The organism is Aquitalea sp. (genome assembly GCF_030150775.1).
Taxonomy (GTDB): domain Bacteria; phylum Pseudomonadota; class Gammaproteobacteria; order Burkholderiales; family Chromobacteriaceae; genus Aquitalea; species Aquitalea denitrificans.
Window position 1 is genome coordinate 1 of sequence record NZ_JASLFG010000010.1, and the last position, 20,457, is coordinate 20,457.

The 20,457-nt window shown below is 56.9% G+C and carries 20 protein-coding genes and 3 tRNA genes; 7 read left to right on the plus strand and 16 right to left on the minus strand.

The genetic code is table 11. From position 1 onward, the window contains the following. From QVF59_RS03620 to QVF59_RS03655, 8 genes are all read right to left on the minus strand, one after another. The coding region (locus QVF59_RS03620) for a GTP-binding protein (RefSeq protein WP_287877434.1) at positions 1-222 on the minus strand (222 nt) is incomplete at its 3' end. A 40-nt stretch (positions 223-262) separates the two neighbouring features. After that, a tRNA-Thr gene (locus QVF59_RS03625) sits at positions 263-337 on the minus strand. 21 nt (positions 338-358) lie between these two features. Further along, positions 359-432, minus strand: a tRNA-Gly gene (locus tag QVF59_RS03630). A 53-nt stretch (positions 433-485) separates the two neighbouring features. Then, positions 486-571, minus strand: a tRNA-Tyr gene (locus tag QVF59_RS03635). 139 nt (positions 572-710) lie between these two features. Then, positions 711-962, minus strand: a complete 252-nt coding sequence (locus QVF59_RS03640; RefSeq protein WP_089082795.1) for a YfhL family 4Fe-4S dicluster ferredoxin — start codon at positions 960-962, stop codon at positions 711-713. A 99-nt stretch (positions 963-1,061) separates the two neighbouring features. After that, positions 1,062-1,622, minus strand: coding sequence for a 16S rRNA (guanine(966)-N(2))-methyltransferase RsmD (gene rsmD / locus QVF59_RS03645; RefSeq protein ID WP_159879930.1), 561 nt, complete (start codon positions 1,620-1,622; stop codon positions 1,062-1,064). A 78-nt stretch (positions 1,623-1,700) separates the two neighbouring features. After that, positions 1,701-3,008, minus strand: coding sequence for a M16 family metallopeptidase (locus QVF59_RS03650; protein ID WP_287877443.1), 1,308 nt, complete (start codon positions 3,006-3,008; stop codon positions 1,701-1,703). Beyond that, on the minus strand, positions 2,998-4,326 hold the full coding sequence (locus QVF59_RS03655; protein WP_287877444.1) for a M16 family metallopeptidase: 1,329 nt from the start codon (positions 4,324-4,326) through the stop codon (positions 2,998-3,000). The genes QVF59_RS03650 and QVF59_RS03655 overlap by 11 nt, the downstream gene beginning before the upstream one ends. 106 nt (positions 4,327-4,432) lie before the next feature. Between QVF59_RS03655 and ftsY the strand changes: the two genes are divergently transcribed. The 4 genes from ftsY (at position 4,433) to rpoH (ending at position 8,260) form a co-directional block, all read left to right on the plus strand. After that, positions 4,433-5,563, plus strand: a complete 1,131-nt coding sequence (gene ftsY / locus QVF59_RS03660; protein WP_287877445.1) for a signal recognition particle-docking protein FtsY — start codon at positions 4,433-4,435, stop codon at positions 5,561-5,563. Positions 5,564-5,637: 74 nt separating this feature from the next. Then, positions 5,638-6,291 (plus strand): cell division ATP-binding protein FtsE, encoded by a 654-nt coding sequence (gene ftsE, locus QVF59_RS03665; RefSeq protein WP_159879938.1) that lies wholly within the window; start codon positions 5,638-5,640, stop codon positions 6,289-6,291. Then, complete coding sequence (ftsX, locus tag QVF59_RS03670; RefSeq protein ID WP_287877447.1) at positions 6,288-7,196, plus strand: permease-like cell division protein FtsX; 909 nt, start codon at positions 6,288-6,290, stop codon at positions 7,194-7,196. The genes ftsE and ftsX overlap by 4 nt, the downstream gene beginning before the upstream one ends. Before the next feature lie 200 nt (positions 7,197-7,396). Further along, positions 7,397-8,260 (plus strand): RNA polymerase sigma factor RpoH, encoded by an 864-nt coding sequence (rpoH, locus tag QVF59_RS03675; RefSeq protein ID WP_159879942.1) that lies wholly within the window; start codon positions 7,397-7,399, stop codon positions 8,258-8,260. 134 nt (positions 8,261-8,394) lie between these two features. On the opposite strand, the gene QVF59_RS03680 is transcribed toward rpoH, so the two are convergent. From QVF59_RS03680 to QVF59_RS03695, 4 genes are all read right to left on the minus strand, one after another. Further along, a complete protein-coding gene (locus QVF59_RS03680; RefSeq protein ID WP_287877448.1) occupies positions 8,395-10,182 on the minus strand; it encodes a PglL family O-oligosaccharyltransferase in 1,788 nt (595 codons plus the stop codon). Positions 10,183-10,276: 94 nt separating this feature from the next. After that, complete coding sequence (locus QVF59_RS03685) at positions 10,277-12,112, minus strand: PglL family O-oligosaccharyltransferase (protein WP_287877450.1); 1,836 nt, start codon at positions 12,110-12,112, stop codon at positions 10,277-10,279. A gap of 31 nt (positions 12,113-12,143) precedes the next feature. After that, complete coding sequence (locus QVF59_RS03690) at positions 12,144-12,611, minus strand: pilin (protein ID WP_287877452.1); 468 nt, start codon at positions 12,609-12,611, stop codon at positions 12,144-12,146. 40 nt (positions 12,612-12,651) lie between these two features. Continuing rightward, a complete protein-coding gene (locus QVF59_RS03695; RefSeq protein WP_287877453.1) occupies positions 12,652-13,083 on the minus strand; it encodes a pilin in 432 nt (143 codons plus the stop codon). Positions 13,084-13,271: 188 nt separating this feature from the next. On the opposite strand from QVF59_RS03695, the gene QVF59_RS03700 reads away from it, so the two are divergent. The 3 genes from QVF59_RS03700 to proB all read left to right on the plus strand — a co-directional run bounded on the left by QVF59_RS03700 (position 13,272) and on the right by proB (position 17,483). Continuing rightward, positions 13,272-14,621, plus strand: coding sequence for an adenosylmethionine--8-amino-7-oxononanoate transaminase (locus tag QVF59_RS03700; protein WP_287877455.1), 1,350 nt, complete (start codon positions 13,272-13,274; stop codon positions 14,619-14,621). Positions 14,622-14,786: 165 nt separating this feature from the next. Beyond that, entirely contained in the window at positions 14,787-16,286 is a 1,500-nt protein-coding gene (locus tag QVF59_RS03705) for a cyclic-di-GMP receptor FimW-related protein (RefSeq protein WP_287877457.1), read from the plus strand. Positions 16,287-16,364: 78 nt separating this feature from the next. Next, complete coding sequence (gene proB, locus QVF59_RS03710; RefSeq protein WP_159879954.1) at positions 16,365-17,483, plus strand: glutamate 5-kinase; 1,119 nt, start codon at positions 16,365-16,367, stop codon at positions 17,481-17,483. 75 nt (positions 17,484-17,558) lie between these two features. On the opposite strand, the gene QVF59_RS03715 is transcribed toward proB, so the two are convergent. The 4 genes from QVF59_RS03715 to ruvA form a co-directional block, all read right to left on the minus strand. Next, entirely contained in the window at positions 17,559-17,990 is a 432-nt protein-coding gene (locus tag QVF59_RS03715; RefSeq protein ID WP_159879956.1) for a hypothetical protein, read from the minus strand. A gap of 90 nt (positions 17,991-18,080) precedes the next feature. Then, a complete protein-coding gene (locus QVF59_RS03720; protein WP_287877459.1) occupies positions 18,081-18,797 on the minus strand; it encodes a glutamine amidotransferase in 717 nt (238 codons plus the stop codon). Between the two features lie 4 nt (positions 18,798-18,801). Further along, on the minus strand, positions 18,802-19,827 hold the full coding sequence (gene ruvB / locus QVF59_RS03725; protein WP_287877461.1) for a Holliday junction branch migration DNA helicase RuvB: 1,026 nt from the start codon (positions 19,825-19,827) through the stop codon (positions 18,802-18,804). Between the two features lie 123 nt (positions 19,828-19,950). After that, the gene (gene ruvA / locus QVF59_RS03730) at positions 19,951-20,442 is read right to left on the minus strand and encodes a Holliday junction branch migration protein RuvA (RefSeq protein ID WP_287877463.1); all 492 of its coding nucleotides are present in this window, start codon (positions 20,440-20,442) and stop codon (positions 19,951-19,953) included. Between the last annotated feature and the right edge of the window lie 15 nt (positions 20,443-20,457).

The following is a 20,457-nucleotide window of genomic DNA, read 5'->3' on the forward strand; positions in this document are numbered from 1 at the left end:
TGCTTCGGTTTCGTATTCTACGTGAGCGGTATTAATGGTAATACCACGTGCCTTTTCTTCCGGCGCGCTGTCGATCTGGGAGTAGTCCTTGGCTTCGCCACCGAACTTCTTCGACAGAATGGTGGTGATCGCTGCGGTCAGGGTGGTCTTACCATGGTCAACGTGACCGATGGTGCCGACGTTTACGTGCGGTTTGGTCCGCTCGAACTTTTCCTTAGCCATGGCAAAATTTCCTGAAAATGAGTCACTACAAACAAATTGGTGGTGCCCATGGGCAGAATTGAACTGCCGACCTCTCCCTTACCAAGGGAGTGCTCTACCCCTGAGCTACATGGGCCCTTAAACAGGCATTAACGCTTGGAGCGGGTGAAGGGAATCGAACCCTCGTCGTAAGCTTGGAAGGCTTCTGCTCTACCATTGAGCTACACCCGCCTGCAACAACTAAACGGCTTTCATACTACACGCCGCCAAGACGTAATTAATTCTGGTGGGGGGAGAAGGATTCGAACCTTCGAAGGCTGAGCCGCCGGATTTACAGTCCGGACCCGTTGACCGCTGGGGTAACCCCCCCTGAGAGACCCGAATAGTATAGATACCCGTTTCTGTCGTCAACACCTGTAGCGCATTTTTTTTAATTATTTTTGCCGGAAAATGCACAAAGCCCCGCAATGTGCGGGGCTCTGCTTTTTGCATCAAGTACTTAGCCTTGATCAGGCCTTGCCGGAGATCTGCAGATATTTTGCATGCAGCTGTTCCTGGGTTTCAGGATGAGCCGGATCCAGCGGAATGCAATCCACCGGACAGACTTGCTGGCACTGCGGCTCGTCATAATGACCAACACACTGCGTGCACAGATTGGGGTCGATCTGGTAAATCTCTTCGCCCTGGGAGATGGCATTGTTCGGGCATTCCGGTTCACAGACGTCGCAGTTGATGCATTCGTCGGTAATCATGAGAGACATAGTAATTTCCTCAAGTATTCACAGTATTGATTCTGTCATCCGCCTGCCACAGTCGCAAGTTCGCCCCGTTATATCTTTATGCGGCAACCTGCAGGCGTATTACAGCGATTCTTGTTGGGTCGGTCTTGCCAGCGCGTAATGCACTGACGCTGCCTTGTCCTGCTTGATGACTTCCCACCCGTTCATGCTTTCCGGCCAGTGTCTTGCCTCGAAGTACACCACACCTTCCGCCGTCAGCAGATTAACCATTAGCGGCAGTACCTGCTGCAGCAATGTCGAGTCGTAGGGTGGGTCGAGGAAGATGACATCAAATTGTTCACGGCAGCTTTTTACGTAATGCAGAGCATCCATGGCGACAACATCGATATGTGTCGCCGCCAGCAGCTGGCGATTTGCCTTGAGTGACTCAGCCACCTTGCGTGACTTTTCCACCATCACCACACGGGCAGCCTCGCGAGATGCCGCCTCAAAGCCCAGTGCACCACTGCCGGCAAACAAGTCCAGACAACGCTTGCCATACAGTTCCTGCCCCAGCCAGTTGAAGACGGTTTCTCTTACCCGGTCCGGCGTTGGCCGCAAGCCTTCGGCGTCCGGGAAAGGTAACAAGCGGCGGCGGTACTGCCCCCCGATGATACGGACTTTGTTTCGCTGCTGATTCATGATGCCTTGACTGAAAACACAAGGGCGAGAGTTTACTCTTTTCCCGTCTGGCATGCTGTATCGCAAGCGGTTTGGGGCTTAAGGTGTAGCGCCCACCGTCACAATCTGCATCTGCTGCATTACAATCCGGCGACGCCAAGCATCACGAATCTGCGCAGTCGTCACTGCCGCTACGGCGCGAGGATAGTCCTGCAGATAGCTTAATGGCAATTGATACTGCCCCATGGTCGCAAGATACGGCAGCAGTTTTCCATTGCTGTCGTAGCGCAGGGGAAAGCCACCGATGATATTGGCCTTGGCTTGCTGCAGTTCTGCTGTCGCGGGTCCATTCTCTATATATTTATTCAGTACCTCACGTGTTGCCTGTAGTGCGGTTGCAGCCTCGGCATTGCGGGTAGCAAGTGCAATGATAAACGGCCCTGCCTGTTGCAATGGCGTGAAATGGCTGCTCACTCCATAGGTGAGTCCGCGCCGGCTACGCAGTTCCTGCATTAATCGCGAGTCGAAACCACCGCCACCAAGAATATAGTTGCCAACGATCAGAGCGTAGTAGTCCGGATCGTCGCGCTTCAACACTGGCATGCCCAGTACGATATGCGTCTGACTACCAGGCAGTGATAACTGGAGTGGTGCGGCTGCTGCCTTCACGGCGACATCAGGAATAGCGGGTAGCGTCGTATTGCCTGTCGGCAAATCCTTTAATAAGTCATTGACCAGTTTTTCGGCTGCCGGACGGCTGATATCACCTACGATGGAGACCACTGCCGATGCGGCCCGGTAGTGTTGTCGCCAGAAGGCCCGCAGATCATCCTGCTGGATTGCCTGCAGGCTTTTCACGGTAATGAAGGCTGGCTTGCCATATGGATGGCTGCCATACATGCGCTGTCGCAACATGATATCGGCCATGGCAGCGGCATCCTCTTGCCGTTGTTGCAAGCTATCAATGGCACGCTGCCGCTCTCGCTGCAGCGCGGCAGCAGCAAAACGAGGCCGTGACAGTTCACTGGCAGCCAGCTCCATAGCGCGCTGTAGCAGGGCCGGACGGGTCAAGGTGCGCAGGCGCAGCCCAGCGCTTTCCACATCGGCGAATCCGTTCAATTGCGCAGCACTACTGGCTAGTTGGCGCTGGATGGCCTCTTCATCCAGTGAGCCGGCACCTGCATCCAGCAAACCAGCCACCATGGCAGCAAGTCCTTCCTTGCCTGACGGGTCGCGCCGGCTGCCGGCGTCAAAGTCTATACGGACGTCCAGCATCGGATTGGCATGCGCTTCCACCAGCAATACCCGCGCCTGCTGGGGACTGACCCATGACTGAATCTCCACGGCATGCGCCAGCATGCTGGCCAACATCAGCATGCAAGCCAGTGCAATTGGTTTAGCGGACAAGTCCATCTCCCTTCGTCAGTCCGGCAGCAGGCTGCTTCCCGCCCTTGCCATGCAGGGTCAACACCGTTAGCTGGGTATCTTGCAGTGACGCCGCGGCCTGTCTGACTTGTGCTGAACTCACTTTCTGCATGTGTTTTCTGATGAGATCCCGGTTACGCCAGGAAAAACCCAGCGACTCCAGCGTACCTATCTGCATGGCCTGGGCAAACAGGGAATCCCGCTGGTAGATTTCGTCTGCATCCAGCTGCAGGCGGACACGGGCAAGCTCCTGCTCGCTGACACCGTGCTCGACAATTTCTTGCAGCTGTTGCCGGATGGCCGCTTCCAGTTCGTTTGGCTGTCGGCTCATCGCCTGACTGGCGGTAATGGCAAACAAAGCCTCTCCTCGTCCCATCATGTCGTAGTCTGCTGATGCATCGTGCGCCTGCACCCCACCGCGCACCATATTGCGTGGCAAGCGTGCTGCGGAGTCTCCAGACAATACAGCCTCCAGCAAAGCATAGGCATAGACTTGTTCATCACTGGTCGTCCTGAGTCCTGGCACGTGCCAGGCCATGGTCAGATAGTTAAGCTGCGACGGTGCACTGATCTCTACCCGTTTGATGCCCTGCTGGAGTGGTTCTCGTTGCGGATTGCGCATGGGCAGATTTACTGCGGGCAATTTACCGAAATAATGATTGGCTTGTTCAATCACCCAAGTCGGATCGACATCGCCAACCACCACCAGGGTGGCATTGTTCGGTGCATACCACTGCTGATACCAATGGCGCAGATCTTCGGCACGGGCATGTTGCAGATCATCCATCCAGCCGATGACCGGATAGCGCACCGGATTGGCCACAAAGGCATTGGCATGCAGCGCCTCTTGCAGCAAGCCAACTGGCTGGTCTTCCGTGCGCATACGCCGCTCCTCCTTGACCACTTCCAGCTCACGGCGGAAGGACGACTCATTAATCAGCAGGTTCGCCATGCGATCCGCTTCCAGCTCTAACGCCAAGGGCAACTTGTCGGCAGATAACTGGGCAAAATATACGGTGTAATCGCGGCTGGTAAATGCATTTTCCTTGCCGCCCGCTTGGGCAATCCGGCGGGAGTACTCACCATCGGCCACCTTGGCAGTTCCCTTGAACATCATGTGCTCCAGTAAATGTGACAGGCCAGTGTGTCCATTGACCTCATCCACGCTGCCCACCCGATACCACAGCTGTGAAACTACCACCGGAGAACGCTCGTCGCGCTCAACCACAATCTTCAGCCCATTGGGCAATGTGGCCTCTAGCGGGACGGCCCCCGCCACGCTGGCCAGCAGTATGAGCATGACTCCGATCCACCCTGATTTTGCTTTCATTACCATCGTTTCTGCCCAGTTGCTCATTTAAGGATACAATTTAGCCATTTATCGCCTTCCCAGACTACGCAGACGCATGTTTAGTTTCTTCAAGAAAAAACCAAAACCGGTTGAAACCCCGGTCATCGAACCCCAGACCGAGGCCTCCAGCGCACCACTCGTCGAGTCAAGTCCGCCAGCCCCAGCTGACATTGCCGCCCCTATTCCGGCTGCCGATCCTGTTGCCACGCCAGTCGCCGACATTGCTGCTTCAGCACCGCAAGCTGAAGTCGACGAGCCTGAGGAGGCTCCGGCCAGAAAGCTAAGCTGGACCGAACGCCTGAAGGCTGGCCTTTCGAAAACCCGGGACAAACTGGGCAAATCGCTGGCTGGCCTGTTTGGAGGCGGCAAGATCGATGAAGATCTGTACGAGGAGCTGGAAACTGTCCTGCTGACCGCCGATATGGGCATGGATGCAACGGTACACCTGCTGCAGGATGTGCGCGAACGCGTCAGCCTCAAAGGGCTGAAGGATGGCAGCGAGCTGAAAGGCGCGCTGAAGGACTCACTCAACCAGCTGATTCATCCCTTGGAAAAGCCGCTGGATGTCAGCGGCAAAAAACCCTTTGTCATCATGATGGCCGGGGTAAACGGTGCTGGCAAGACCACCTCCATCGGCAAGCTGGCTAAATACTATCAACTGCAAGGCAAGAGTGTGCTGCTGGCTGCTGGCGACACCTTTCGCGCCGCCGCGCGCGAGCAGCTGATGGCTTGGGGCGAGCGCAATAATGTCACCGTGATTGCCCAACAAGGCGGCGATGCCGCTGCCGTATGCTACGACGCCATTCAGGCCGCCATTGCACGTGACATCGATATCGTGCTGGCGGATACCGCCGGCCGCCTGCCGACCCAGCTGCACCTGATGGAAGAAATCAAGAAGGTGAAGCGTGTCATCCAGAAGGCCCTGCCGGATGCACCGCATGAAGTCATTCTGGTGCTGGATGCCAATATCGGTCAGAACGCCATCAGCCAAGTGAAAGTATTTGATGATGCACTGGGCCTGACCGGCCTGATCCTGACCAAACTGGATGGTACGGCCAAGGGTGGCGTCATTGCCGCCATTGCCAAGCAACGGCCGATTCCGCTACGGTTTATCGGGGTTGGCGAAAGCATTGACGATCTGCGCCCGTTCAGCAGCAAGGATTACGTCGACGCTCTGTTCGACTGATCATCTGCCTCATATCAGCCACGCCGGCGGCTTGCCGTCGGCATTGTCTTACCGGATCAAGGGGAATCCAGCGCATGATTCAGTTCGACCAGGTCACCAAGCGTTATCCCGGTGGCAACGAAGCCCTGAAGAATCTTTCCTTTACCATAGATACCGGCGAAATGGCCTTTCTGGCCGGCCACTCCGGTGCGGGCAAATCCACCCTGCTCAAGCTGGTGGCTGGCATCGAACGTGCCACCAGTGGCAGCGTGATTGTCAGCGGACATAATCTGTCCAAGCTGCGCAACAGCCAGATCCCCTATGTCCGTCAGCATATCGGGATGGTGTTTCAGGATCACAAGCTGCTGTTTGACCGCACGGTGTTTGACAATGTAATGCTGCCGCTGGACATCATCGGCTTTGATCGTCGCGATGCCGCACGCCGGGTGCGTGCCGCACTGGACAAGGTGGGCCTGCTGTCCAAGGAAAAATCCATGCCCATCCGCCTGTCCGGTGGCGAGCAACAGCGCCTGTGCATTGCACGCGCCGTAGTCCACCGTCCCAGCCTGCTGCTGGCGGATGAACCATCGGCCAATCTGGACCGCGCTTACGCACTGGACATCATGGAGTTGTTCAAATCTTTCCATCAGGTTGGCGTTACCGTGGTGATTTCCGCCCACGACGAAACCCTGATGGAAGACTATGGCCGCCGCATCATCCGGTTGAAAGAAGGGCAGTTCGCCGCATGAAACACTATCTGTACCTGAACTGGCAAAGTGCACGCCAAGCCTTGGGCAAGATTTTCCGCCAACCGTTTGGCAGCCTGCTTACCCTGCTGATGCTGTCCATTGCGCTGGCCCTGCCGCTTTCACTCTACCTCACCGTCAGCAGCATCCAGGAGTGGGCTGGCCGGCTGACTGCCACGCCACAGATCACCCTGTTCATGGAACAGTCCGCCGAAGAAGCAGACCTGGCGGCAGTTTCCACTACACTGACCAAACACCCGCGCATCCAGAGCTTCAGCTTTGTCGGCAAGAAACAGGCGCTAAATGATCTTGAAAAGCGCAACGGGCTTTCCGGACTTAGCGAGGGACTGACTGACAATCCGCTGCCGGATGCGTTTGTGGTCACCCCCAAAACACTGGAACCGCACGAACTGGAAATGCTGCAAAAAGAGCTTTCCGGCCTGCCCATGGTGGAATCCGCCCAATTTGACGCACGCTGGGCCAAGCGACTGTACGCCATGGTGGAACTGGGCAAGCAGCTGACCTGGTTTCTGGGCGCAGCACTCGGCATAGCCTTGGTGCTGGTTACCCATAATGCGGTACGGATGCAGATTCTGGCACGCCGCGATGAAATTGAAGTGGCCAAGCTGATTGGCGCGCCGGACAGCTTCATCCGCCGCCCCTTCATGTATCACGCCATGTGGCAGGGCTTGCTGGCTGGCCTGGCAGCCTGGGGGCTGACCAGCTGGCTGGTGATCACGGCCAATCCTGCCATTCATGACTTTGCCCAGCTTTACAATGAGCGTGTATCGCTACGCGGATTGAATTCCGTCGAGCTACTGGTGGTACTGGCGGTATCTGCCCTGTTGGCCATGCTGGGTGCGCGCCTGGCATCAGACCACCACCTGCGGAAAATTCAACCTCGTTAACAATCCATTCCTTTCCCCTGCGGCTGGATTTCGCTTAATGTGACATCCAGCCAGCGCATGCTTCTTGGTCTTTTCCCCGGTTTGCCTCGTAAAAAACTATCGGCACCATAGAAAAATTCATTGACGCTGGAACCTTTGCTTGCTAGCACTCTCTATATGCGAGTGCTAAGATAGCACTACCCAAGGAGGTAGTTACACTGATGACCACAACATTTGCCTTGCCCGTTCCGTCGTCCAGCGGCAGCCTGGAGCAATACATCCAGGCGGTGAACAGTGTTCCCATGCTGACCCCCGAACAGGAGACAGAGCTGGCCACCCGCTTCCAGCAAGACAATGATCTGGAAGCCGCCCGCCAGATGGTGCTGTCGCACCTGCGTGTCGTCGTATCGATTTCGCGTGGTTATGCCGGTTACGGCCTGCCGCAGGCCGACCTGATCCAGGAAGGCAATATCGGCCTGATGAAAGCGGTAAAACGCTTTGAACCGGGCCGTGGCGTACGCCTGTTTTCCTTTGCCGTGCACTGGATCAAGGCCGAAATCCACGAATTCATCCTGCGCAACTGGCGCTTGGTGCGCATTGCCACCACCAAGCCGCAACGCAAGCTGTTCTTCAACCTGCGTAGCATGAAGAGCAGCTTTTCCGCCCTGAGCGAAAACGAGGCACGGCAGATTGCCGAAGACCTTGGCGTAAAGCCGGAAGAAGTACGGGAAATGGAAACCCGCATGAGCGGGCAGGACATCGCCCTGATGGCGGATGATGGCGACGACGAAGGTTACGCCCCCATCGACTGGCTGGCTGACGCACATCATGAACCGACCCGCGCGCTCGAGCGCAAGGCCTTCGATCACCTGCAAACCGAAGGGATCGAATACGCATTGTCCTCGCTGGATGCACGCAGCCGCCGCATCGTGGAAGCGCGCTGGCTGGCAGACGATGGTGGCGCCACCTTGCACGAGCTGGCCGCCGAGTTTGGTGTTTCCGCCGAGCGTATTCGCCAGATCGAAGCCAAGGCCCTGGGTAAGATGAAGACGGCACTGAGCGAAGGCGTGGTCATCGACAACTGACCGCCCCGCCGTTCCAGCAAAAAGCCCGCGTTACGCAACGCGGGCTTTTTGATTTATAGGCGATGATGGCAAAACAGCTGGTAACAACGGCGGCCACACCATCAGCCGCGGTACTGGCTCCAGCCAGTCACCCCTTACTCGCCTTCCCCGCCACGATACTTGGCCGGCAGGCGGTCAAATACCTGCTGCGCCTCTGCGCGCAAGGGCTGCCATTGCGGCACGTCCTCGTCGATATCGTCCAGATAATCCTTGGCATAGGTCGGGAAAGACGCCAGCGCCGTCGCCACCGTGGCCTTTGCTTCAGCCTCCCGGCCCGCCAGTGCCAGCATCTGCGCCTTCTTCATCATCACATCCGGATAGGGACGGAATGCAGTCAGACGCTCTTCCCATTGCAGCTTCTGGGTCAGATTGGATTTGTCCGCACTCAGATAATCATCCAGCGTGCTCAGTGCATGGTAGGCAAACAGCGGGTGCTCCTCCATGATTTCCGCCAGACGCTGCTGCCGCTTGGCATCACGTGCCGGATTATCTGTTTGCGTATACAGGCCGACCAGTTCGTTATACGTCGACCAGGTCACCATCGACAGATAACCGATAAAAGCCATCCCAATCATCCACAGGCAATAAACCCACCAGCCCGCGCGGCGAGTCTGCGCCGGCGACATTGAGGCAAACACCGCCAGCATGGCCAGGAAGTATAGATACCACAGCGGGTATTCCAGCATGCTGTGAATCAGGGTCACCGCCATACAGCCCAGCGCCAGCATGCCTTCAGCCTCGGCACGCTCCGAGAAGAATGGCCATACCACCCAGGCAAAGCCACCTACCACTGCCAGGGTAATCGGCAGGCCCATCTCAGCCAGTAGTTGCAGGATCAGGTTATGGCAATTGGTAAACAGTCCGCTGTTAAAGCCTGCGCTGGCAAACTGCGGCAACGGCTGCAAGCGCACGCTTTCTGCGGCATATTGCGACCAGCCCACCCCCCATAACGGATGCGACTTGAATGTCAGCCAGGCCTTGCCCATCTCGGCAATACGGCGTGAACCCATATCGTCGCCATTGGCCGCCAGACGCTCCAGCCCGGACGCATTGGTCACGCTGGCATGGGTAAACAAGGACACCAGATGGTTGACCAGCGGCAAGGCAAACTGCGCGGCAAAAATCACAATGCACGACAGCAACATCGCCCACATCAGGCGGCGCGAGTCGGTTGCGCGCATGCGCCAGTGCCACAAGCCGCCCAACAGTGTCAGCGCCAGCAGATACAGCATGGTGGTGCGCGAAGCTGCATAGGCCAGCATCAGGCCAAGCCAGATCACCAGCACTGCCAGCCAGCCACGCGCCATGCGGTCCACGGCAAACAGGTATACCCCGCTCACCACCGACCACATCAGGTAATGGGCGTACTGATTGCGCTGGCCGATGTGGCCAAAGATATTGGTTGTAGGATGGCTGCTGTCATAAAACAGCCCCAGCGTATGCGCCAGCCCGGTTAGTTGTGCCAGACCAATCAGCGACTGGATCAACCCACCCGCAATGATGGCGCGCGCCAGCCATACCGCAAATTCACGGCTGCCAAATGTTTGCTGCAGGCTATAAGCCAGGCCAGCCAGCAAGGCCACCGCCAACCAGGCCAGCGCAGTGGCATAGGTCATCCCAGGGAACAGGGCATGTACCAACTGTGGCTGCACGGCCCAGAGCAAGGCCAGCAGCAGACACCACCAGCTGGCACGGGGCACACGCTCAAACAACATGCCGCTTGGCAGCAGAAACAAAGCAGAAATCAGCATCAGCCACACCACGTTCATTTCACCGAACCACTGCGGCAGCGGCACAAAGTGAATGCGGGATGCAAAGGGCAGGATGGCAATCAGGCAAAACGCCAGCAAGGCCATGCGGCGGGAGAGCGTCGGAAAGGACATGATGGAATCAGGGCCGAAAGCAAAACAGGGAGGATACCGCATGTCAGCCAGTGAAGACACCGCCAGCCTGTCAAGGACAGCGGTGTGCATCAGATCAGAAGATGGCTTTGCGGGTGACGGGAGCGGCGACGGTCATGACGGCGGCGAGACGTGCGGCATCTGTATTTTCTCCGGCGGCATCCCATGCAAACTTGGCCCGATCTACAATTTCCCGCAGCTTGTTATAGTCAGGATTGCCATCTCCTCGCAGAATGACTTGCATTCTAATGACATCATCAGGATAGGCTGAAATTGCCATAGTCATGTATTTATGTGCTAGTTCCGTATCACCATTCAGCGAATGTAGCATAGCTGCTTTGAGCAAGACCTCTGAATAAGGCCGATACTGTACCAATCGGTCAAAAAATGAAATTTTGATATCAAGTTCCTCTCGACTAGGTTGCAGGTAATTACCCAACACATAGCTGGCATCACTTCCCCATAACGGGTCCTTCTGAAGCTCAGCCAAAGCCATCACAGTCTTCTTATTTTCTGCAACAGAAACAACTGGAAAATTATATCGAACGACAAACCAAAACCTCCCCAAGCCATTCAGGAAATATAATATACACAATACACCAATCGCCACTTTTAATACGGCTGAGTATTGAATACGAAAATGGCCCTTTAATGCTGCGGCAGGAGACATGGCACACACGAACACCAGCATGCCGCAAAATGGCATATACCACAGCGGGTACTCAAGCATGCTATGCCCAAGCAAAACCATGGCGATCACAAGCAGAAATAGGTTTTCTGCCGATTGATTTCCTCGTTTCAGATAGGGAGTGAGAGAAAAATATAATCCCGCGAGCACAACTCCACACCCCACCAGACCAGTCTCTGCCAACAACTGGAATATCAGATTGTGGCAATTGGTAAACAAAACGCTCTCCGGAACCTTGGGCAGGCCTGCAAATGCTTCATACCATACAGAACCATATGCATAGCCGCCAAGCCCGACACCAAACCAGGGATGTTCCTTGAATATCATCCACGCCTTGGTCCACTCCACTCTACGGCGTGCTCCAAAACCAGCTTCCATGAAACGATCAAAGCCGCTGTTTGCTTCGACAGGGATACCTGAAAAACGTAGCAGCCCTACCAGCTGGTGACTAAAGAGTTGCAGTAAAATAATTAACACAACACTTATCAAAACTGCTTGGCTCATGCGTTTTACAACAGCATCACTCTTGGCACGGCCATACCAATATGCCGCCAGCACAAACATTCCTGCCGCGTAAACAATGACAGTCCGTGAGCCAGACCATGTCATGGTCAACACTATTAATACCAATACACTACCAAAGGCAACTTTTCTTAAGCTACCTATCGCATACAGATAGCAGGCACTAATTACACCCCATGCCATAAAATTTGCAAACTGATTGCGCTGCCCAAAATTACCGAAGATCTGCCTATCTTGCGGCATAGCATAAACAATAAAACCATGAAAATATCGGGCGAGGCCAAAAAACTGGGCATACGCAATCAGCGCCTGCACTAGGGAAGTGAGTAATACTACTGCTGCCAGCCATCTAAAATTACTCAATATTTTACTACGAATTCCCGACACATTGAGCGCCAGAAGAAACATAATAAAAATTACACAGATTTGAACAAAACCATCAAAAATACCGCCAGAAACCAGTTGCACGGGTATCAGCATTATTAATGCCGCTGCTGCGGGACCCAATATCCACTCAGTGCGAACTGTAAGCAAAAACAGCAACCCAACCAGACATATAAATGACCCATCGGTCACCCAATCACCCAAGGGCGCATAGCGATAGAAATTGAAAAATGGGACCGTAAACAACAGCCCGCACATTACCAATATTATTATTTCGATATTTTTTTTCATATAGATAATAAATAAAAAGGGAAGCATTGCTTCCCTTTTTATTATGGTCATTTACCAATTAACGGCAGTTAGATGGAACCCAGTTATTCTGCATCGTTGTGTTACCAATACCGCACACCCAAGCAACACCACCACTACCAGCAGTGCCGGTAAGTACCAGCTGGGCACCTGATGCTACTTTCTGATTGTATTCAATAGTAATAGTTGCTTTGCTTGAGCCAGAGCTACCAGCTGTAACCTTATTAACAGCATTACCCTTAATATCGGTATTCAGCGGCAAGCCATACTTGTTACTGTTAGCAGTGTTATCAACATCTGTCGTACCAGATTGGAAAGTGCCGTTGCTGGCATAGAACTCAGTCAGTGCGGTCTTCGCGGCAGCGGCCAATGCCAAACCTTCAGAAACCTGTGCACGCTTGGTGTAATCCTGATAAGCCGGAATTGCAATAGCTGCCAGAATACCAATGATGGCAACCACAATCATCAGCTCAATCAAGGTGAAGCCCTGTTGAATTTGCTTGTTCATCTTAAAATCCTCATAAAAAGGCGATTTCTCGCAAATAAAATTATGGTCTACAACTGGTAGGCAAGTATGCCATCTGCGTTGTACTACTTGTACAATTCCAAACGATAGAGCCACTACCCAAACTTGCCTGAAGAATAACCGAAAAATTCGGCGCAACGGTCAAGCTATTAAAGTTTATTACTACAGCACTTGCACTACCCGAAGCCACTACCTGGATTGAGTCCATGTATTTTGTTGCATAGCTAGTTGAAGAACTAATACCAGCGGATGCATTGGTTGATGGCCACTCTCCAGTTGCCGAATAAGATTCGGCAACTGATGATTTTATTGAATCTGCAGCAGTCAAACCCTCAGCTACTTTTGCCCTAATTGCATACTGCTGATAAAAGGGTAATGCAACTGCAGCCAGAATGCCGATGATGGCTACCACTATCATCAGTTCAATCAAGGTAAAACCGTTATTGCGTCGCATGCCCCTCTCCGTGGTATGCATGGGCTACATAATGCAGAAAGCGTGCCAAGTAGCGGCAGCCTTTGTTTTCATGGCTGTGCTCCATCCCTCACCCTGCATAGCACGTCATCATGTGACGTTTTTTGTCAGTTCGAAGCGGCATGAGCGCCTGTGTTAGCATCCTGCCATTCATGCTTACAGGAGATCCCATGAGCAATCAGGACTGGCTGACACGCAGCCTGGCCAGCGTTTGGCACCCGTGCACCCAGATGAAACGCCACGAAACCCTGCCCATCATTCCGGTCGCCCGTGCCGAAGGGGTATGGCTGGAGGATTTTGAGGGTAACCGTTATCTGGATGCGGTCAGCTCCTGGTGGGTCAACCTGTTCGGCCATGGGCATCCACGCATCAAGCAGGCCATCCGGCAGCAACTGGATGCAGTCGAGCATGTGATGCTGGCCGGGTTTACCCACAAGCCGGTGATCGAGCTGTCAGAGCGGCTGTCGGCGCTGACTGGCCTCGGCCATGTGTTTTACGCATCTGATGGCGCGAGTGCCACCGAAATCGCCCTGAAGATGAGCTTTCATTACTGGAAGAACATCGGTCAGCCGGAAAAGTGCCGCTTCATCAGCCTGGACAATAGCTACCACGGCGAAACCGCCGGTGCGCTGGCGGTGACCGATGTCCCGCTGTTCTCCGCCACTTATGCGCCCTTGCTCAAGCCGGGTGTGCGGGTGCCGTCACCGGACACCCGTCTGGCCCGGCCGGGGCAAGGTGCGGAAGACGTAGCCAGAGCAGCCATTCGCTCGCTGGAAAACGTGCTGGCCAAGAAGGCCGGGGAGATGGCCGCCATCATTGTGGAGCCACTAGTACAGGGCGCTGCCGGCATGGCGATGTACCACCCGCTTTATCTGACTGAGCTGCGCCGGCTGTGCGACCAGTACCAGGTACACCTGATTGCCGATGAAATTGCCGTGGGCTTTGGCCGCACCGGGACACTGTTTGCCTGCGAGCAGGCTGGCATCAAACCGGACTTTCTCTGTCTGTCCAAAGGCATTACCGGGGGCTTCCTGCCACTGTCCTGTGTGCTGACCACCGATACCATCTACCAGGCTTTTTATCACGATGATGTCACCCGTGGCTTTCTGCACTCACACAGCTATACCGGCAACGCCCTGGCCTGCAGCGCAGCGCTGGCGGTACTGGATATCTTTGCCGATGAAGACATCATTGTGCGCAACCGTGAACTGGCAGCCAACTTCAACGCCATACTGGCCCCGCTAGCAGCACGTGACGACGTGCGACACTTCCGCCATGTGGGCATGATCTGGGCCTTTGATGTCGACAGCCCACGCGCGGACTTTGCACAGGCATTTTTCTCGGCCATGCTGAAGCAAGGCTGCCTGGTAAGGCCCATTGGCAAAACGGTGTATTTCATGCCGCCCTATGTCATGCAACCCGAGGAGATGGAGCAACTGTTCCAGGCCACTTGTACTGTGCTGGATGCGCTACATCAAGAAAGCAATGTGTTGACCGGGCCGGCAACCGCCCTGCCGTGAGTATTACCTTGCCTTGGCGGGCTTGATTCAAATAGCATGGCGTATGCATGATGCGGGAAAGCGTGGCTCAGCACGGCTTTCCTGCTCCCCACCGCCTGTTTTACCCGCCTTGCAATAGGATGCACGATGCAGCTTGCCTTGCCCGCTCTGGATATGGATCCGAGATTGGTAGATACCAACCCTGACAGCGTCGCCAGCTGGGTAGAACGCTTGCCGTATACCGACCTGCACGAATGCGGTCGGCAGATGCTGGATGCCCTGCGCGGCCTCAGCCGCACGCCCATGGAAGTCGGCAACCGCCACAAGCTGTTGCTGCAATACCTGAAGGGGCTGGACCGCTACTACCCGGCACTGGAAAGCGACATCATCCAGACCGACCTGACCTCGGCACCGCGCACCCGCCAGTTGGCCATGCTGGGCGCTGCCCTGTTCGAGGCGGTCTTCGTCGCCTTCAAGCTGACCTTGACCGAGCGGCTGGCCAAGCGCGGCCTGCTTGAGCGGGAACAGCAACGTATTGAACTACTGCTGTACACCATGATGGCCGCCCGCCAGTTGCTGAGCATCTGCTGCCAGAGCTACAGTCCTCCGCCGGCCCATTTCTGGTACGACTGTCACCAGCTGTACAGCTTTGCGCTGGCACGCGGCTGGCAGGACCGGCATCTGGAAAACGACGACTCTCCTGCGGCCATTTACCGACAGATTCTGCTGCTGGGGCTGACCTCAACCAACCGGCTGTCCATGCCGGAATTACTGGTAGCCAAGCAGTTGATCATGGATCTGGCCCACCAGGCCGGTCTGATACCAGTAGAAGCCATCCATGGCCAGGCGCACGGTTATCTGGTGGATGCCAGCCGTGACGAACCGCCACGCTTCATGCGCATCCAGGCAGACACCCTGGACGCCGGCTGTTACCTGCTTGATCTCACGCCAGCCATTACCGTGCTGTCCCATAGCATCGAGCAACTCACCAAGGTGCAGAACACCAGCACCAATCCCAGCCAGACCCAGGATGAGCTGAGCCTGTTGCAGTCGCTGGCCGCCGAATGGCAGCAGCCACGCCGTCGGCGTCACCAGCGGCTTCCCATTCAGGAAGTGATCGAACTGATTTCCACCGTTCCGTCCATCTGGTATCGCAGCAACGGCATGAGCTGGATCCAGAACGGCAACGAGCAATCCGCACCACCACCGACTACCCGTGCCCCGCCGCCCCCCAGCCTGTTCGTGGTGGTGAACCAGAGCGCCACCGGCTACCTGCTGCGCGGCCAGCCGCGTGGGCAGACATTGCGCGCCGGCGAGGCCATTCTGCTGACCCAGCCGGGCAAGCCGGACTCGGCACAGCTGTGCATGGTCTGCTGGGTATCGCTGTTGCCCGATGGCGTGGATGTGGAATGCGGGGTGGAAATCGTTGGCAGCCAGCCTCAGGCGGTGATGGTCATCCCCACCATCACCCACCCGGCCGACGCCCCCCAATTTGCCTTGCATCTGCCAGCCATTCCCCTGCTGCGTCGTCCTGCCCTTCTGCTGATGCAGGGACGACTGTTCAGCCGCCTGCGTGAATTCCGCCTGTGGAACGACAAGGGTGAAGAACTGATCCGTACCTCACGACTGGACAAACAGTCACCGCATTTCCAGCTGATGGAATATCGCGACAGCGACCATTTCTGAGCCCGGTCACTGCGCCACGGCCGGGCAGTTTGCGGTACACTGACAGGCTTGATATTCATTGCCTGCAGGGGATTTTGTATGCGTTCGGTGATTCATGCCGCCAGCCGTATCGTGGTGAAAGTGGGCTCCAGCCTGGTAACCAATGATGGCAAGGGACTGGATCTGGCCGCACTGGCGCGCTGGGCTGCCGAAATTGCCGAACTGAAGCGGCGCGGCAAACAGGTGGTGCTGGTTTCCAGCGGCGCCATTGCCGAAGGCTGTCAGCGTCTGGGCTGGTCGGTACGCCCCAAGGGGGTACATGAGCTGCAGGCCGCCGCCGCCGTCGGCCAGATGGGTTTGTGCCAGGCTTATGAAACCGCCTTCCGTGCCTTTGGCCTGAAAACCGCCCAGATCCTGCTGACCCATGAAGATCTGGCGGACCGCACCCGCTATCTGAACGCCCGTAGCACCCTCACCACCCTGCTCAACCTCAATGTCGTTCCCATCATCAACGAGAACGACACCGTGGTGACTGACGAAATCCGCTTTGGCGACAACGACACACTGGGCGCACTGGTCACCAACCTGATTGAAGCCGATGCGCTGATCATCCTCACCGATCAGCAAGGCCTGTATACCGCAGACCCGCGCAAACACCCGGACGCCGTCTTTGTGCACGAGGCACAGGCGGGCGATGCCACGCTGGAAGACATGGCCGGCGGTGTCGGTTCCAGCGTGGGCACCGGTGGCATGATCACCAAGATTCTGGCCGCCAAACGCTCCGCCCGCAGCGGTGCCGCCACCGTCATCGCCTGCGGGCGCGAACATGATGTGCTGTCACGGCTGGCCGATGGCGAAGGCATCGGCACCCAGCTGCTGGCACCGACCAACCGCATGGCGGCGCGCAAGCAGTGGCTGGCCGACCATCTGAAGTTGACTGGTCGCATCGTACTGGATCATGGTGCGGCACAGGCAGTACGCGAACGCGGCACCAGCCTGCTGCCGGTGGGTGTTACCGCCATTGATGGCGACTTCCTGCGCGGGGAGGCCGTGGCCTGCGTCGACCAGCAAGGTGAGGAAGTGGCCCGTGGTCTGGTGAACTACAGCTCGGATGAGGCCCGCTTGATCATGAAGAAAACCACCCGCGAAATCGAAGCCACCCTGGGCTATATGGTGGAGCCTGAGCTGATCCATCGCGACAATATGGTTACGCTGTGATCCCACCAACGCTTCCGCTGAAAAAAGCCCGCATGATGCGGGCTTTTTTCATGCATTGCTGCACACGGCAAAGATCTAGTCCTGATCAGTCTCGGACAAGGTCTGTGCTGGCATTTCTTTTGCACGGCGCAGCTCCAGCGAGCGGGCAATCACATAAGCCATCATCGAGCACAGGAAAAACAGCAGCATGATCAGCGCAATCGAGCGCAAGGTTTCCGTCAATGCATTCCACAGCTCCAGCAGCCAGCGTGCACCGGTAATTTCAAGCTGGGTGCTGCCCTTGCCTGCTGATGGCGGCAGGTATTGCTCCAGATTCCAAGGCCGTACCCCGCCAGAGATACCCGCCACCAGAATGGCAAAGCTGATGTAGCGACGCCAGGCATCTGCCAGATCCTGTCCCAGCGTGCGCTGCAGGATTTTATGGACAGCGGGGTCGAAGAAGCGCACTACCGCCAGCGAAGCGGCCAGCGCCACCACGACAATGGCGACAAACAGTGCATAAAACATGATGTTCCCTTTCTGGAATACCAAAACAAGAAGGCTCAAGAGCAATCAGTTGCCAGCAACCCGTGCGGTGCCGGCACAGCCTGCTGCCACTCAGGCAGCCTGTTCCTGCAGCAGGCGGGCAAAGCGCTGTAATACGGCGGCCGCTTGCGGTGTCGGGCGCAGTTGCGCGCGCAACTGTTCTGCCGGCTGTCCTGCCGCTTGTAAGGTGGGTGCCAGATGTGCCAGATAGGCGTCCATGGCTGCCGTATCAAACTCGGGATGAAACTGCACGCCCCAGGCCGACCCGACGCGGAAGGCATGGTTGGGTTCGAAATCATTGGCTGCCAGCCTTACCGCACCGGGCGGCAGTATGCTGACCGACTGCCAGTGGATGACCGCAGCCGGGAAGCTGGGCGGCAGGTCGGCAAAAATCGGATCTTCTGCCGCCGCTGGCAACAAGCGGACATCCACCACACCAGCCTCCGGCCCTTGCGGGTGATAGGCAACCTGGCCGCCCAGCGCATCAGCCAGCAGCTGGTGACCATAGCAGATGCCCAGCACCGGCATGTCTTGGGCGATGGCGGCACGCAGCCAGTTGGCCGTGCTCACGCTCCAGTCTTCGTAGTCGCTGACCATGGCCGGCGAGCCGGTCAGCACCGCACCGGCACATTCACTGACCGGCGGCAGGGTTTCGCCCTGCTGCACATCTACCACGCGCCAGTCGCCGGGTTCACCACCCAGCTCACGGGTAATCCAGTCTTCGAAATCGCCCAGTTGGGCAGCCAGCGCCGGGTAGGTGCGGCCCGTCTTGATGATGATTTTCTGCATATGCCTAGTCTTTCAATGGCAGGCCGAAATGGGTGTAGGCCAGTGCCGTTGCCATCCGTCCGCGCGGGGTGCGCTGCAGATAGCCTTGCTGGATCAGGAAGGGTTCGATCACGTCTTCGATGGTGTCGGTGGATTCGCCAATGGCGGCACCGACATTGTCCAGCCCCACCGGGCCGCCACCAAATTTTTCCAGAATGGCGGCAAGCAATTTGCGGTCCATCACGTCCAGCCCTGCCGGGTCCACATCCAGCATGGCCAGTGCGGCATCGGCCACCTGGGCGGTGACAATGCCGTCGGACTTCACCTCGGCGTAATCACGTACCCGGCGCAACAGGCGGTTGGCAATCCGTGGCGTGCCACGCGAACGGCGGGCCACTTCAAAAGCGCCATCATCGGCCAGCGTCACGTTAAGCAGGCCGGCAGAACGGCTGACAATGCGGGTCAGTTCTTCCGCGGTATAAAACTCCAGCCGCGCCACAATGCCGAAGCGGTCACGCAAGGGGTTGGTGAGCATGCCGGCGCGGGTAGTGGCACCAATCAGGGTGAAGGGCGGCAGGTCCAGCTTGACCGAGCGCGCGGCCGGGCCTTCGCCGATCATGATGTCGATCTGGTAATCCTCCAGCGCCGGGTAGAGGATTTCCTCCACCACCGGCGACATGCGGTGGATTTCGTCGATGAACAGGACATCGTTGGCTTCAAGGTTGGTCAGCAGCGCCGCGAGGTCACCTGCGCGTTCCAGCACCGGCCCGGAAGTCTGGCGCAGGTTCACCCCCATCTCGCGCGCGATGATGTGGGCCATGGTGGTCTTGCCCAGGCCCGGCGGGCCAAACAGCAGCGTGTGGTCGAGCGCTTCGCGCCGCTTGCGCGCGGCGTGGATGAAGATCTCGAGCTGGTCGCGGATCTTTTCCTGGCCGACGTATTCTTCGAGATGCTTGGGTCGCAGCGCGCGCTCGATCGCCTCCTCGTTGGGCGAGGCCGGCGCGGCGTCGATGATGCGCTGCTCGGTGAAATTGTCGGTTTGAATACTCATATGTGTTAGCGGATGAGCGTCGTTCCCGCGCAGGCGGGAACCCAAGTTCTGCTCGAGCCGTCGAGACGCCGGCAAAACTGGATCCCCGCCTGCGCCGGGATGACGATGATTCGTACTCGGTCTTTATGCTTTCGACAACGCCTTCAGCGCCAGCTTGATGCCATCCGACACGCTGGTCCCCGCCGGCATGTTCTTGATGGCGAGCAGGGCCTCCTTGTCAGAATACCCCAAAGCCAGGAGCGCATTGAGCACGTCTGTCTGGGCATGGTCCTGGGGGGCGCCGGCCACCGCGCCCATGTCCGCGCCCAGCTTGCCCTTCAATTCCAGCAGCAGGCGCTCGGCGGTCTTCTTGCCGATGCCCGGCACTTTGACCAGGCGGCCCGACTCCTGCAGCGTCACCGCCTGCGCCAGGTCAGCGATCGACATGCCGGACAGGATGGACAGCGCGGTGCGCGCGCCAACGCCGGTGATCGTGATCAGCTGGCGAAACACCGCGCGCTCTTCAGCATTGCCGAAACCAAACAGCAGATGCGCATCCTCGCGGATCGCCTGATGCGTGAACAGCACCACCTTCTCGCCAACGCCGGGCAGGTTGTAGAAGGTGCTCATCGGCACATCGACTTCTTAGCC

Excerpts from the sequence above, each read along its gene's own strand:
- QVF59_RS03715 (WP_159879956.1), bottom strand. The coding sequence starts at position 17,990 with ATGTTTTATGCACTGTTTGTCGCCATTGTCGTGGTGGCGCTGGCCGCT.
- ftsX (WP_287877447.1), top strand. The coding sequence starts at position 6,288 with ATGAAACACTATCTGTACCTGAACTGGCAAAGTGCACGCCAAGCCTTG.
- ftsY (WP_287877445.1), top strand. The coding sequence starts at position 4,433 with ATGTTTAGTTTCTTCAAGAAAAAACCAAAACCGGTTGAAACCCCGGTC.
- QVF59_RS03685 (WP_287877450.1), bottom strand. The coding sequence starts at position 12,112 with ATGCTTCCCTTTTTATTTATTATCTATATGAAAAAAAATATCGAAATA.
- QVF59_RS03680 (WP_287877448.1), bottom strand. The coding sequence starts at position 10,182 with ATGTCCTTTCCGACGCTCTCCCGCCGCATGGCCTTGCTGGCGTTTTGC.
- ruvB (WP_287877461.1), bottom strand. The coding sequence starts at position 19,827 with ATGAGTATTCAAACCGACAATTTCACCGAGCAGCGCATCATCGACGCC.
- QVF59_RS03640 (WP_089082795.1), bottom strand. The coding sequence starts at position 962 with ATGTCTCTCATGATTACCGACGAATGCATCAACTGCGACGTCTGTGAA.
- rpoH (WP_159879942.1), top strand. The coding sequence starts at position 7,397 with ATGACCACAACATTTGCCTTGCCCGTTCCGTCGTCCAGCGGCAGCCTG.
- QVF59_RS03655 (WP_287877444.1), bottom strand. The coding sequence starts at position 4,326 with ATGCTCATACTGCTGGCCAGCGTGGCGGGGGCCGTCCCGCTAGAGGCC.
- proB (WP_159879954.1), top strand. The coding sequence starts at position 16,365 with ATGCGTTCGGTGATTCATGCCGCCAGCCGTATCGTGGTGAAAGTGGGC.
- rsmD (WP_159879930.1), bottom strand. The coding sequence starts at position 1,622 with ATGAATCAGCAGCGAAACAAAGTCCGTATCATCGGGGGGCAGTACCGC.
- QVF59_RS03700 (WP_287877455.1), top strand. The coding sequence starts at position 13,272 with ATGAGCAATCAGGACTGGCTGACACGCAGCCTGGCCAGCGTTTGGCAC.
- QVF59_RS03690 (WP_287877452.1), bottom strand. The coding sequence starts at position 12,611 with ATGAACAAGCAAATTCAACAGGGCTTCACCTTGATTGAGCTGATGATT.
- ftsE (WP_159879938.1), top strand. The coding sequence starts at position 5,638 with ATGATTCAGTTCGACCAGGTCACCAAGCGTTATCCCGGTGGCAACGAA.
- QVF59_RS03720 (WP_287877459.1), bottom strand. The coding sequence starts at position 18,797 with ATGCAGAAAATCATCATCAAGACGGGCCGCACCTACCCGGCGCTGGCT.
- QVF59_RS03695 (WP_287877453.1), bottom strand. The coding sequence starts at position 13,083 with ATGCGACGCAATAACGGTTTTACCTTGATTGAACTGATGATAGTGGTA.